The 13,439-nt window shown below is 58.7% G+C and carries 11 protein-coding genes; 5 read left to right on the top strand and 6 right to left on the bottom strand.

Features of this window, described 5'->3' with window-relative positions:
* Positions 1–41 precede the first annotated feature (41 nt).
* Genes AB1E34_RS06875 through AB1E34_RS06855 form a run of 5 tightly spaced genes read left to right on the top strand, consistent with a single transcriptional unit; the run spans position 42 to position 5,669 of the window.
* Positions 42–1,526: a sugar ABC transporter ATP-binding protein gene (locus tag AB1E34_RS06875; protein ID WP_372571595.1), complete on the top strand. Its 1,485-nt coding sequence runs from the start codon at positions 42–44 to the stop codon at positions 1,524–1,526.
* Positions 1,523–2,464, top strand: a complete 942-nt coding sequence (locus AB1E34_RS06870) for an ABC transporter permease (RefSeq protein WP_372571594.1) — start codon at positions 1,523–1,525, stop codon at positions 2,462–2,464. The genes AB1E34_RS06875 and AB1E34_RS06870 overlap by 4 nt, the downstream gene beginning before the upstream one ends.
* Positions 2,461–3,468 (top strand): ABC transporter permease, encoded by a 1,008-nt coding sequence (locus AB1E34_RS06865; protein ID WP_372571593.1) that lies wholly within the window; start codon positions 2,461–2,463, stop codon positions 3,466–3,468. Before AB1E34_RS06870 ends, AB1E34_RS06865 begins: the two co-directional genes overlap by 4 nt.
* 12 nt (positions 3,469–3,480) lie before the next feature.
* Positions 3,481–4,557 carry a Gfo/Idh/MocA family protein gene (locus tag AB1E34_RS06860; protein WP_372571592.1) on the top strand — a complete coding sequence of 359 codons (1,077 nt, stop codon included), beginning with the start codon at positions 3,481–3,483 and terminating at the stop codon, positions 4,555–4,557.
* Entirely contained in the window at positions 4,554–5,669 is a 1,116-nt protein-coding gene (locus AB1E34_RS06855) for a Gfo/Idh/MocA family protein (RefSeq protein WP_372571591.1), read from the top strand. The genes AB1E34_RS06860 and AB1E34_RS06855 overlap by 4 nt, the downstream gene beginning before the upstream one ends.
* 90 nt (positions 5,670–5,759) lie before the next feature.
* Here the strand turns inward: AB1E34_RS06855 and AB1E34_RS06850 are convergent, their stop codons facing one another.
* From AB1E34_RS06850 to AB1E34_RS06825, 6 genes are all read right to left on the bottom strand, one after another.
* Positions 5,760–7,361: a bifunctional aspartate transaminase/aspartate 4-decarboxylase gene (locus AB1E34_RS06850; RefSeq protein WP_372571590.1), complete on the bottom strand. Its 1,602-nt coding sequence runs from the start codon at positions 7,359–7,361 to the stop codon at positions 5,760–5,762.
* A 16-nt stretch (positions 7,362–7,377) separates the two neighbouring features.
* Positions 7,378–9,081: an aspartate-alanine antiporter gene (aspT, locus tag AB1E34_RS06845; RefSeq protein ID WP_372571713.1), complete on the bottom strand. Its 1,704-nt coding sequence runs from the start codon at positions 9,079–9,081 to the stop codon at positions 7,378–7,380.
* Between the two features lie 180 nt (positions 9,082–9,261).
* On the bottom strand, positions 9,262–10,254 hold the full coding sequence (locus AB1E34_RS06840) for a nuclear transport factor 2 family protein (protein ID WP_372571589.1): 993 nt from the start codon (positions 10,252–10,254) through the stop codon (positions 9,262–9,264).
* Between the two features lie 60 nt (positions 10,255–10,314).
* Entirely contained in the window at positions 10,315–11,451 is a 1,137-nt protein-coding gene (locus tag AB1E34_RS06835) for a nuclear transport factor 2 family protein (protein WP_372571588.1), read from the bottom strand.
* A 47-nt stretch (positions 11,452–11,498) separates the two neighbouring features.
* Positions 11,499–12,383: a carbohydrate ABC transporter permease gene (locus AB1E34_RS06830; RefSeq protein ID WP_372571587.1), complete on the bottom strand. Its 885-nt coding sequence runs from the start codon at positions 12,381–12,383 to the stop codon at positions 11,499–11,501.
* A gap of 2 nt (positions 12,384–12,385) precedes the next feature.
* Positions 12,386–13,417: a carbohydrate ABC transporter permease gene (locus AB1E34_RS06825; protein WP_372571586.1), complete on the bottom strand. Its 1,032-nt coding sequence runs from the start codon at positions 13,415–13,417 to the stop codon at positions 12,386–12,388.
* Positions 13,418–13,439: the final 22 nt, after the last annotated feature.

Genomic DNA, 13,439 nt, shown 5'->3' with positions numbered 1-13,439 from the left:
GCGGGGGCCACCCGGCGACCAGCAGGCAACCAGAGATCTTCATGACAAACACAGCCCTCCTTGACGCGTCCGGCGTGGCCAAGAGCTTCGGCGCCGTGCGGGCGTTGACTGATGCGCGGCTGACGGTAGCTGAGGGAGAAATCGTTGCTCTGATGGGCGCCAATGGGGCCGGGAAGTCCACCTTCGTCAAGATCATTACCGGCGCTTTGCAACCCGACACCGGCCATGTCCTGATCCGCGGCAAACCGGCACTGGTGGGCAGCCCAGCAGAGGCGCGCAGATCAGGTCTCGTCCCTGTCTATCAGGAACCCTCGCTCATTCCCGATCTCAACGTGACCGACAATCTGCGCCTGACCGATACACCCTCCGAGCCCTTCCGACATTGGGTTTCTGAACTCGGCATCACAGATCTTGCCCAGTCGGACATGATAAGCGATCTGCCTTTGGCAACCTTGCGCATCCTTGATCTTGCGCGTGCTCTGGCCGCCGACCCCGACGTTCTGCTTCTGGACGAGATGACGGCGGCATTGCCGACCGATCTTGTCGACCGCGTGCTCAAAACGGTACGCGGCAAGGCAAATGACGGGATGGGGGTGATCTATGTTTCGCACCGCTTCACGGAAATCTCTGATCTCTGTGACCGCGCGACTGTTCTGAGGGATGGTCAGACCGTCGGTGATCTGGACATCGAAGAGGGGGTAGAGGATCGCGTGGTCGAACTGATGCTCGGTCAGAAACTTGATCTTGGCCAGAGGGCGATGCCACAGACGACACTCGCGCAAAGCCAGACACCGCGCCTCAGTGTCAGGACGCTGGCCGCCGAGCCAAAATTCTCCGATGTCTCCTTTGATCTCTACCCCGGCGAGGTACTGGGTGTCGTCGCATTGGAAGGCCAAGGGCAGGACGAGTTGTTCGACGTGCTTGCAGGTTTCGAAAAGCCCAGCGCGGGCAGGATCGAGGTTGATGGCAGACCTGTCAGTTTCACCCATCCCGCTGACGCCATCGCTGCTGGCCTCACCTTCGTGCCGGGAAACCGGGCTGACGCCCTTCTGTCCCAACGTTCGGTGAAAGAAAACATCGCGCTACCATTCGCTGCCCGGCTGGCCAATTGGGGACCGCTGAACCGGCGCCACGAACGTGAGCGGGTGGGATATGCCATCGAGAAGCTGCAGATCGACACGCGCGCGCAGGGTGAAGTGCAGCGTCTGTCGGGTGGCAATCAGCAGAAAGTGACGATTGGGCGCTGGCTTGCAACCGGCGTCGAAACGCTGCTGCTGTTCGATCCCACGCGCGGCATCGACGTGCGCACCAAGCGACAGATTTATCCCCTGGTGCGCGAGCTTGCCGAACAAGGGGCGGCCATCCTGTTCTATACGTCAGAGCTTGAAGAGGTGCCGCTGGCCTGTGACCGCGCCGTCGTCATTTTCAATGGCCGGGTGGTCGATGTGATCGACGCAGCCGAGGCTGACGAACAGACCCTGATGCGCGCCGCTTACGGCTTGACCACAACCGAGGGCGCGGCGTGAGCCGGTTTGTCCGCAAACATGCCTGGGTGTCGGGCCTTGCGGCCCTGCTGGTTGTCCTTCTGGTCGTCACAAAGCTCATTCAGCCGTCTTTCGGTGTCTCCGGGCTGGAAAGCATTGCCCGCGCCGCTTTGCCCTTTGCCTTTGCCACCGCTGGCATGGCGGTGGTTGTGATCGTCGGCGGCATTGATCTGTCGGTCGCTTCGATGATGGCCGTCTGCGCCGTGACAGCGGCTGTGCTCATGGAGCGCATGGCGGGCATCCCGGCGCTGATCATCGTGCTTGGTCTTGGGCTTGCCATGGGTGTGATCAACGGCGCCCTGATCGTCCTCACCCGTGTGCCTGACATCGTCGTGACGCTTGCGATGCTCTTTGTCTGGGAGGGCGCGGCCCTTTTGATCCTAGAGAGCCCGGGCGGTGCAACGGCCGATTGGCTTGAACACGCCATCCGCGGAAGTTTTGTTTTCAACGGCCTCCCCAAGGCATTTTTGGTCATCGCGCTTGGCATTGCCATCGTCTGGCTTCCCATTCGGCGCACCAAACTTGGGCTATCCATCTACGCTACCGGGTCGGACGAACTCGCCGCGTTCCGTTCCGGCGTTGCGGTAGGGCGCACCAAGATCGCGGCTTACGGGATTTGCGGCCTGTTTTGCGCGATGGGCGGCTTGAGCCTCGCCGCCCTGACCGGAATCGGAGAGCCCGTTCCGGGACCCTATCTGATGGCGTCGGTCGCGGCTGTGGTGCTGGGCGGGGTTGTTCTGGGCGGAGGCAAGGGCGGTTTGCTCGGACCGATCATCGCCGTGTTCATCCTGCGTATCATCCGCACGATCCTGACGCTGCTGGCTGTTGATCCAAACGTCACCACGATCATAGAGGGAACCATCATGGTCGCGGTCGTGATGCTAGGGACCGCCGCATCCTTGAGAGGTGCACGCCGATGAGTACCCACAACGCAGACACTCCAGTGGTTCGGTTCGGTCGATACCTACGCGACAACCCGATCATCCCCCTGCTGGTCTTTCTTGTCCTGATGATCGCGGTGCTTGAGGTGTTGCGTCCGGGAATAGTCATGCCGATCCGCGCCGGTCGAGACGGGCTGATCTCGACCTTCTGGGTCGGCAACCTCATCAAGTTTGCAATCCCTCTGGCGATGCTCGCGGCCTGTCAGGTGCTGACGATGCTCACCGCCGGGATCGACCTCTCGGTCGGGGTCGTGGCCACGGTATCCGCTTTTGTCTGTGCCACGCTGAGCGCTGTTTGGGGCGTCACGCCAGCGATCCTTGTCGCCCTCGCCGCTGCGCTGGCTGTTGGCGTGGTGAATGGCATCGGGGTGGGTCTGGTGCGGGTGCATCCTTTGATCATGACGCTGGGAACCGGGCTGATCGCCACCGGCTGCCTGCAGGTCTATCAGCGCCTGGTCATCAATGCGGGCACGCATATCCCCGAATTCCTGGCATGGCTCGGCACCGGTCGCACGGCGGGCATGCCAAACGGTCTGATTGTCTTTGTCCCCTTCGCACTCTTCATTCTATGGCTCATGCGGTATACGGGCTTTGGCCGCCTGCTCTTTGCCCTTGGGTCGAACGAACATGCGGCGAAGCTTTCGGGCGTGCGGGCCTGGCAGGTCTATCTGGCGCTTTATGTGCTCTCCAGCCTCATTGCAGCACTTGCCGGTCTGCTCTATCTCGGGATGATCCGGCAGACCTCGTTGAGCCTGGCCAATCCGCTGCTCTTGCCATCGGTTGCTGCTGCGGTGATTGGCGGCACATCGATCTTTGGCGGGCGCGGAAGCTATGCGGGTGCAATCGTCGGCGCGCTGATCCTGCGCGTCCTCGATACGATGCTCACGCTCTTGCAGATGCCCGAGGGCGCACGCACGGCGCTTTTTGGACTTATCATTCTCGCAGTTACCGCGCTCTATGTAAGGATCACCGGCACACGTTGACAGGAGGCTCCCATGTCCAAAATCCGTATCGTCGGCATCAGCTTTGATCATATGCATATGGGGGATCTGTTGCGCATGGTGCATGAGCATCCAGATGCTGAAATCGCGGGACTCTTCGATCCCGACCGCGCCAGGATGCAATCCGCGATCGAAACATTTGCCATTCCCGAGACGGCTGTTTTCACCGATTTTGACACCTGTATGGCAGCTGGGCCCTATGACATGGCGATACTCTGTGCGGCCACGGCAGATCATGCCGATTACGCCGAGAAGCTAGCGCCGCAAGATCTTCATCTCTTTGTCGAAAAACCCTTCGCTGCGTCGATTGAGGACGCCCGGCGCATGATCGCGGCGATGGACGGGTCGGGCAGACAGATGATCATCAACTGGCCGCTGCGCTGGGTCGAAAGCCATGTGACCGCAAAGCGCTTGATCGATGAAGGCCTGATCGGAGAGCTGCGCGAAGTTCATTTCTATGACGGCAATCGCGGCCCGCTCTATCATCTTGCCGACAAGGTTGAGGTCAGCGCCGAAGAGGTCGAACGTCAAAAGCCCGAGTCCTGGTGGTACAAGAAGGCGTCCGGAGGGGGTTCACTGCTTGACTACCTTGGCTACGGCGCGACGCTTGGCACCTGGTACATGAATTGTGAGGCCCCGCTTGAGGTGACCTGCACTGTTGACGAAACCCCCGGCATCGAGGTCGACCAGCACGCCATCGCCGTTTGCCGCTATGCGAAGGGTCTGTCGAAGATGGAGACCCGCTGGGGCACCTTCACCGATCCCTGGACGACGCAGCCTCAGCCCACCTGCGGGTTTGTCTTTGTCGGCACCGATGGAACCATCTCATCGCCTGACTACGCAGACCATGTTACCGTGCAGACCCGCACCCGGACTGCGCGGCATGATATCCCCGCCGACCCCTTGCCGGAGGGTGAACGCAACGCCATCGAATATGTTCTGGGGTGCCTCGCACAAGATAGGCCGGTGAGCGGCCCGCTTGATCCCGAACTTTGCCTGACAGCCCAGCGAATAGTCGACACCGCCGTACAATCAGCCGCCGAGAAGCGGACCTTGGGGCTGCTCCAATGACCTCAGATTCTGCGGATACCGACACCTATGCCCTGAAATCGGCGGGCTTGCCCGCAATCGAAGCGCCCTCATTGCCCTACCGTCCGCCACACCCCAAGACCTATCGGCCCAGGATCGGCATGATCGGAACCGGTGGAATCTCTGCCAGCCATCTGGACGCCTATCGCAACGCCGGTTGGGAGGTTGCCGCGCTCTGGAACCGCACCCGAAGCAAAGCAGAAGAAAAGGCTGCTGAATATTGCCCCGCGGCGCGGATCGAAGACGATTGGCAATCACTTCTGACGGATCGAAATATCAGTGTCATCGACATTACCCTTCACCCAGAGCATCGCCTGCCGATCATCGAAGCCGCTCTGAAGGCCGGCAAACATGTGCTGAGTCAGAAGCCTTTCGTAACAGACCTCGACATTGGCGAAGACCTCGTGAAACTCGCCGACGACCATGGCGTGAAGCTTGCGGTCAACCAGAATGGCCGCTGGTCGCCGCATATGTCCTGGATGCGCGAAGCTGTTCAAGCGGGTTTGATCGGAGAAGTTCTTTCGACACATATCTCGATCCATTGGGATCACGGGTGGACCGCTGGCACGCCCTTTGATGAAATCGAGGATCTGCTTCTCTATGATTTCGGCGTGCATTGGTTCGATTTCTTAACGTCTGTGACCGGGGACCGCGCCCATAGCGTCTTTGCCGCCTCGGCGCGCGCGCAGGGTCAGCCCAATAAGGTCCCGCTGCTCGCGCAGGCCCTGGTGCAGCTTGATGGCGGCCAGGCAAGTCTTGTTTTCGATGGCAGTACCCCCCATGGCGCGCGCGACACGACCTATATTGCCGGAACGCGCGGCAGCCTGATGTCAGACGGGCCGGATCTTTCTTCCCAAGCCCTGACGCTGACCATGGCAGAAGGCATCGCGCGACCAGAGCTTGAGGGTCAGTGGTTCAATGATGGGTTCTCTGGCGCCATGGGCGAACTCCTCTGCGCAATCGAAGAGGATCGCGACCCGATGAATTCGGCGCAATCCAACCTAAGGTCGCTGGCCCTGACCTTTGCCGCAGTTCAATCGCGCCGGACAGGCCGGGCGGTCAAAATCGGGTCGGTGCGCAAGTTGATGACCTGAACCGTCTCCATGCGCCGCGCTGGGTTTTTCTTCGACGCAGACGCTTGTCAGAGCGCGGTTTGGTGTGGGCCGGACCCAGACAGGATGGCACTAATGCGATCCGGTCTCACGGCTGTAGTCAGCATGGTATTCGTCGATCACCCTTCGGGCGAATTTGCCGATGCTGGCGTAGTCGTGTTCCGTCAGGTTCGCGAGTGAGACGCGAGCCGAAGGGTCGACCACCTCAAACCCTTTGCCGGGCAGCAGAACCACCCCCGTCTCGTCCGCCAGTCGGAACAAAAAATCCGTGGCCTTGTTGTTGTCCTCAAACCACGTGGCAAAGCCGCCGCCATGGAGGCGGGCAGCCAGCTTCTTGAGGTCGATCAATGTGTAATAAGCGATGTCGTTGTCGTCCAGCTCAGGCGTTGTGCCCATATGTTTGTAGAGCGTATCGAAACGGTGCCGCACAAGACGTTTGGCGGCCTCCTTGTAGCGACCGTCGATGTCCATCAGCCCGTTCAGCGCGAACAACGTCATCTGAAGCTGTTGAGGCAGCGACAGACCCGCCGTGTGGTTCAGTGCCACGGCGCGGCTGTCTGCGACAAGGCGGTCGATGAAGCGCAGGGCGCGGGGCTCGGTCGTCAGGGACATATAGCGCCGGTCGAGGGTTTGTTTGGCGTCCTCCGAAAGTTTCGCAAGCGCCGTGTCGATCGCATTTTCTTCGTGCAGCCCGATCACGCCAAGCCGCCAACCCGTCGCACCGAAATACTTTGAGAAGGAGTAAACGCAGAGCGTGTTGCGCGGGCAGCGGGCAAAGAGCGACACGAAGTCATCTGCAAAGGTGCCATAGACATCGTCGGTGATGATGATCAGGTCTTTTCGCGGGCCGTTCACCAGATCGGCGATCTGGTCAAGCGAAGCCTGCGACAGCTTTGCGGAAGGCGGGTTGCTGGGATTGACCACGCAAAACACCTTGACCGCCGGGTCTTCGAGTTTCTTGATCTCGGACTCGGGGAACTGCCAGTCATCCTCTTCATCCATGCGGATATCGACGATCTCAAGGTCGTATCCAGGTAAGGGAGGAATTTCGAGATAGGGTGAAAAGATCGGTGTGCCCAGCGCAACCTTGTCACCGGCATCGATCAGGAGGTTGTTCTTGAGCGTCTGGAAAATATAGGTCATGGCCGCCGTGCCACCTTCGGTGGCAAAGAGCGAGAAGTCACCTTGCTGCGGGACTGGCCCATACATTTCCTGCGCGATATAGGCTTTCACGATCTCTTCGGCATGGCTCAGCATTCTGGGCGGCACCGGATAATTGCAGCCCAGAAACGCCCCAACCGCTTCGCTGAGGAACGCCTTGCGGTCCAACCCAAGTTGATCGCGCACATAAGAGATCGCCGACTGGATGAAGGTCACACCGGGGTCGGAAGCGTTGTGGTTCGAAAAGGCGTCAAAGCGCTGGACGATGCCCTCGGCGTCAGGCAGCCCCCCAAATCCACTGTTGAGGTAGGAATAAGACCTCTCGGCCTCCTGCATCGCAAACTCGCCCAGTCGCAGAAAGGCGCGCCGAGGCAAGGTGGCAAGAAAGTTCGGGTTCCCGCGCCCGGCATTCAGCATCATCCGGTCCGCATCCGAGCTGGCAATTTCGATCAGCTTGTCCTTCAGCTCGAACGGGCTGAGATCGGCAAGTTTGGCAATATCCAGGTCGTCCATCGGACATCTCCTTGGGTTAGGGCGACGGGTTGGTGTTGATCACGCCGATGATGATCGGCCCCCAAAGCGTCAAAAATACATTTGCGACCGCATAGGTGACGGTGAATGACACCACAGGCGTGGCGTTACCCGCCTTGTCCAGAAGTGCGGCAAAGCCGGGATTGGCGCTGCGCCCGCCAACAAGACAGCCAAGAGCCTCGATCGGGTTCTGAATGCGCAGCACGTAGTAGGAGAAAAAGAACACGACGATCTGCGGAATGATGGTCACCGCGACCCCGAGGAAGAACAACGTCAGGCCGGACTCGCGCAGCGTCTCAAGCGCTTGCGGGCCTGCGGAAATGCCTACGGCACCGACAAACACCGCCAGTCCAAAATCCCGCAGAAAATTCGAGGCCCCCACCGGCAGCGCGGCAAACCGCTGATGCGTGCTGTGCAGCCAGCCAAACAGCAATCCCGACAGCAGGCAACCGCCGCCGGTTCCGATGCTGACCGGAATGCCCGCGATCTTGAACTCGATCATCCCCAGGAGGAAGCCGACAGCCAGCCCGAGACCGAAGAATATGAAATCGGTAACCGCCGCTGCCGAGATCTTGTAGCCGAGCAGCTTCTGCATCCGATCCAGATCTTTCGGCGCACCGGTGAAATGCAACTCATCGCCCCGTCGCAGAGCCAGTTTCGGCGCAATCGGCAATTCCCGTCCAAGCCGCCGGGCGCTGGTGAGAAAGACGCCGTGGCGGATGTCGGCGCCCACCTTGTCATGCACCTCTTGCAAGTCCAGCCCGACAAGATCGCGGTTGGTCAGGATGATCTCGCGGCTTTCCTGAACCAGTTCGAACCCCTCGGGCGCGATCACTTCCGGACCGAAATAGTCTGCGGACTTCTGCACAATGGCGGTGGGGCCGGACAGGGCAATGACGTCGCCTGCGGCAATGATTGTTGCTTCGGACAGATCGAGTGCGGCGCTCTCGCGTATCACCGACTCGATGGCTGCATCCGCGACCGCCGCATCCGCAGCCAAGACCTGCTGACCTATCGCGGCGCTGCCTTCGGACACCAGATAGAACCGCGTCACCACATCGCGCACCGCGTTGAACTGTCCCGGCCCCAATACCGTGCGCCCGCCAGCCATCGTTTGTTCCAGCTTGATCGCCTCGGCGCGAATATCCCATTTCATCACCAAGGGAATGAGCCAGGTTGCGATCAGGATCGGGCCGAGCGAGCCGAAAATATAGGTCACCGCATAGCCGACGGCGACGTTGGTTTCCATCGTGCGGATCAGATCGGCGGAAACATCCAGCTTGGAGATTGCACCACTTGCCGTACCGATGATCGCCGATTGAGTGAGCCCACCCGCCGCCAGCCCCGCTGCAGTGCCCCGATCAAGCTGAAACAGCCAAGCCGCCGCAACAACGCAAATCAGGCCAGCAAAGCACATGACAAATGCCGAGATGAGCTGGTTGAGCGATCGCAGATTCAGGGCATGGGCGAACTGCGGACCACCCTGATACCCCACCGCATAAATGAACAGCGCAAAAAAGATCGTTTTGACGCCGGGGTCTATGGTGACGCCAAACTGACCAACCCCGACACCAACCAGCAGCGTTCCCGCAATGCCGCCCAGAACAAAGCGCCCTATGGTCAGCTTTCCGGCAAGGTATCCAAGGGAAATCGCGACGAATAGAGCCAGATATGGCAAGGCTTCAAAGAGCCGATCAATCATTTCGATCAAATCGTCGTTCTCCTTTGGGCCCGCACGCGTCCGCTGAGGGAAGCCTATCGACCAACCTGCACCCTGACAACCTTGCGCTGAGCTGGCTACCTAGCTGCGATATGATCGCTGAAAAAATTGGCGCGCTTAAACCTTGGTAACGGAGCCCCCGTCCAATTCATCCCTACCCCTTTAGCTGCGCATATGCGGAATGCGTGAAAGCAGATCGACTCCTTGCTGATTCCAAAAATGCAGCAAGTCGATAAATATCCAGTTTTCCGTCAGCTTGTCGCCGCTCCGCCGATACATATCAATCACCCGCATATCGCTGAGTTTGTCAGTGGCAGGCATACCCATAAATCCACCCGATGGCCTGAGCGTGAGATTTGGCCAGCCGAAAAAACCACCGAATTCACCTTCGGCTATACGCGCGATATGGCCGTTGAAGGCGCGATCAGCCAAGCCATCGCGAAAGGGCCCTGAATGCTGCTTGATGTATCGTTCAATCGTATAGGTCGCCCCGATACCAGTCGGACCCCACCAGATCATGTCGTCATTCCAGCTGCGCGGCAGCTCTTCTTCCAGACCGAGTTCCTCACGGCCTGTCCAATCGCGAATGTCATCGATCATGAACTCGATCGCGGCGAGTGTCTTGCGACCCTCTTCAGAATCCTGCGCGTCGAACATGACGCCCGTATGTGTCATCGGACCGGGTTGCACCAATTGCGCACCGGTCTGGGACGGAAACACCTTCAATCCTGCCTGAGCCATGAGATGCGGAATGTCGAAGAACATTGCCGTATCTGTGATCCTGTCTCCGTCTACGCGATGAAATTCCGCATAGCGCAGCATGGCAATCTTGTTGGTGTGGGGGATACCCAGCCAATCCGCATCGAACAGACCCATCAGGTGGCCCATCGAAGCGACCCAGACACCACCCGCCTCAAGATGATTGTCTCCCGCCATGAAAATATCCAGCCGGCGCTGCATCCTGCGCAGACTGTTTTGCAGCGGCCTCCAGAACCGTTCGGCCACCTCGACCGGGTCGTGGATTTCGTGGAACGGATGGTAACCGCGCCAGATCGCATTCGGTGCAAAATGGCGCTTGGCCGCAGCTACCGGATCGTTGTCGAGCGCCTCAAAGTAAGCCCGCACGAGGTTTTTTGCAGATTGTAAATCCGACATGTCTTTTCTTTCGTGTTTCAGATTGTGCCGTCGGTTGCACCCGCCGGAGTGTGGTATGTCTCAGACCGTATCCCGGCGCGCTCTGGCGATCTGCATCATCAGATCCAATTCGTTGAAAAGCTGCCATTCCTGTTCTACCCGTCCATCCTTGACACGCCATTGGGTGATGCCCCAGATCTGACAGGCCGCGCCGCTTGCCGCGCGATACATATCGGTGTCGCCGTCATGCGTGGCCTCGGCGCTCCAACGGGTCGAGATCAGCCAACCGTCATCGTCATTGCCCATCCAATACACTTCATCCACCTGAAGCGAGAGGTCGGGAAAGGCGCGGCGCAGGCTGTCGACATACTCCTTGTAGGCGGCGCTGCCTTTGAACCCGCGTTCCGTCGTCCCTTCAAAGGGCAAATCGGAGACATAGCTGGCATCGACCATGCTCATGTCGCCATTCCAGATATTGTCATGCAGATCCCGCGCAAAGGCATCGGGGTCAAAGCCGTCAACCGGATCAGTGGCCGAGAGCGGCTGCGCAGGGGCGGCAGACCGGCGCAGGTCGTCCCAGATCTGCGCGCTGCGCGGCCATCCCGGAGGCGGGTCGGTCGCAAGCCGGTCGGCCTCGTCCCACAGGTCAATGCCAAGCTGCTGCAGCATGGCTGATGTGTTGTAGAGCACATGTTCAAGGAAGATGTCATTCTCCAGCGCCACGCAATTGGCGATGACCATGACGCTGACCTTCTTGCCGGTTGCCGGTCCATAGCGGCTGTCACCGGTATTGGTCCCGATGATCCGCGTCAGGTGCGACGTGTGAAAGCCGACCGAGTCATCCCCGGCCCAGATCACCTCTTCCGCATCCAGGATGATGTCGGGAAAGGCGCCGGTTGTATGATGGGTATCGGCAATGATCTTCTTGCTGCCAGTCTGCAATCCATAATCGTCGTAGATCAGAGAGGTCGGAGCATAGCAGGCCGCGATATAGTCGACCTCGCGCGCTTCGGTTTCCCAAATGCGATGGGTAATGCGGACGATATAGTCGATGATATTGTTGTAATCAGGATCAAACCCGCGAAGGCTTTGCTTCGGACCGAACTCATCCGGGATGCGGATGGTACGGTTGTTCGTATAGCGTCGCAACGACACATCAAAGAGCGTGGGCATATGTCGGCGCTTGAGTGGCTGCGCCGATCCATAGTCGCGTGACATTTTCCCTCCTGTTCAGAACAGCAGGGCCGACACGACCCCGCTCGCTATTATCCTTTCACCGCACCGGCTGTCAGGCCGCTGACAATCTGGCGCTGGAAGAACAGCACAAGGAAGAACAGCGGGATCAGCGCACTGACTGCTGCACCGACCGCGAACATGACGTCGCCGGTTTCGCGCACGGTACCGAGGAAGCTGGCAATTTTCGGAACCATTGTCTGGTTTTCCGAATTCAGCAGCACTGCACCGATAGTAAAGTCATTATAGGCCAGCAGGAAGCTGAACAGCCCTGTGGTAATCACACCTGGCCACATCACCGGAATGATTACGTGCCGAAAGGCCTGAAATCGCGTGCAACCGTCGACCATGGCGCTTTCATCCATGTCTTTTGGGATGTTCAGGAAAAATGAGTGCAGCATCCACAGTGTGAAGGGTTGATTTATTGCGACCATTACGACGATCGTCGTTCCCAATTTGCCCCAGATGTTCCACTCAAAGAACGGTAGCAAATAGCCCGAGACAAGTGTGATATGCGGCATCGCGCGGAACACCAGCGCCAGCATCAGCAACCAGAATGCGTAACGATACCCTGACCTCGCCAGAGCGTAGCCGCCCAATGTACCCAAGGTCAGCGAAATGATGACCGTAAAGAACACCACAATCGCGGTGTTTAGGGTATTCCTCCAGAATTCCTGCTCAACCCAAGCGCCGTAGTATCCGGCGCCTGTAAACGCGCTGCCGGTTTCGGCTTTCGTCGCGACGCCATAGAGCGCATTCGTCCAGTCCGACTTTGAGAAGAAATCAGGCTGAACCTTGAATGAGCCCCAAACCGTCCAAAAGAATGGCCCGGCGGCGATCAATACCCAAAGGAACACAAAGCTGGTGGTAAACCAGATCAACCCCTTGGAGCGTCTGTTTGCGACGGATGTTGACATGATCAGGCCCTCTTCCGGTTAAAGTCGCGCCAGGTGCGGATCAGCACCGGAGCCAGCAGGATGGCCACTCCGATAATCGTGATGATCGACGTGGCACCGGCTGACCCAAAGGACGGGATGTCACCGCCCCGCAGGTCATTGTAGATTATGTAGGACAGCGAGGTTGCCTTGGCCGAGGCCTGGAAAGCAATGATTGGCTCCAGCACCCGGAAGTTATCCATCAGCTGCATCAAGGTGATGAACACCACCAGCGGCATCATGTAAGGCACGACCACATAACGAATGGCCTGCCAGCGCGAGGCGCCGTCGATCTTTGCGGCCTCAAGCGTCTCGGACGGAACGGTCTGCAGCCCTGCGTAAAAAACAATGAAGCTAAATGGGGTTGAACTCCAGATGCCGTATACGATCAACATGATCCATGTCAGCGGTGTTGACGCTTTAAGCGACAGGTTGGGATCGTTGAAGATTCTTTGCAAAGTCGCGCCAATGATTCCGTCTGCATCAACCATCCAAAACAGGATCAGTGCGCCGATCAGCGGTGTTACGATCATCGGCAGAAGTGATACGAAGATTGTCGGCCCTTTCAGCAAGCGCGGCACCGTATTTACGGCAAGCGCAACACCGAGACCTAACACGATCACAAAGGGCGTAACGACAAAGGTAAAAGTCAGCGTGAAGATAAGCGCTTTGTAGAATGGGAGATTCAGCAACTCGGACAAGAACTCGCCAATACTGTCGGTTTCGTTCCAGGTGACACCGACCTGCTCAAACGCAAGGTGCTTACGGTTCGTATATGTCCCCAATCCGTTGAACCGGCCCAGAGGCGCTTCTTCCTGCAGGGCTGCGGTGGCCTCGGTATCGACCTGCAACACCGTTTCACATTTGAACGGTCCGCAGTTTTCAACCTCGACCATGATCTGCTCGTGTTCCACGAATAGCGACTGCACGGCTACTGACACGATGGGCAGCGCAATGAAAAAGATCATCGCAGCTAAGGACGGCAGGATAAACCAGAAGAAAGTGCGGTGTTTCATAGCCCGATTCCTACGTCAGCAT

This window comes from Ruegeria jejuensis (assembly GCF_041537905.1).
Classification (GTDB): Bacteria; Pseudomonadota; Alphaproteobacteria; order Rhodobacterales; family Rhodobacteraceae; genus Ruegeria_C.
The sequence above is the reverse complement of the archived record's forward strand: the minus strand, read 5'-3'. Positions and strand labels throughout refer to the sequence as shown.

Coding starts and splice junctions, on each gene's coding strand:
- AB1E34_RS06875 (WP_372571595.1), top strand. CDS start 42: ATGACAAACACAGCCCTCCTTGACGCGTCCGGCGTGGCCAAGAGCTTC.
- AB1E34_RS06865 (WP_372571593.1), top strand. CDS start 2,461: ATGAGTACCCACAACGCAGACACTCCAGTGGTTCGGTTCGGTCGATAC.
- AB1E34_RS06860 (WP_372571592.1), top strand. CDS start 3,481: ATGTCCAAAATCCGTATCGTCGGCATCAGCTTTGATCATATGCATATG.
- AB1E34_RS06855 (WP_372571591.1), top strand. CDS start 4,554: ATGACCTCAGATTCTGCGGATACCGACACCTATGCCCTGAAATCGGCG.
- AB1E34_RS06850 (WP_372571590.1), bottom strand. CDS start 7,361: ATGGACGACCTGGATATTGCCAAACTTGCCGATCTCAGCCCGTTCGAG.
- aspT (WP_372571713.1), bottom strand. CDS start 9,081: ATGATTGATCGGCTCTTTGAAGCCTTGCCATATCTGGCTCTATTCGTC.
- AB1E34_RS06840 (WP_372571589.1), bottom strand. CDS start 10,254: ATGTCGGATTTACAATCTGCAAAAAACCTCGTGCGGGCTTACTTTGAG.
- AB1E34_RS06835 (WP_372571588.1), bottom strand. CDS start 11,451: ATGTCACGCGACTATGGATCGGCGCAGCCACTCAAGCGCCGACATATG.
- AB1E34_RS06830 (WP_372571587.1), bottom strand. CDS start 12,383: ATGTCAACATCCGTCGCAAACAGACGCTCCAAGGGGTTGATCTGGTTT.
- AB1E34_RS06825 (WP_372571586.1), bottom strand. CDS start 13,417: ATGAAACACCGCACTTTCTTCTGGTTTATCCTGCCGTCCTTAGCTGCG.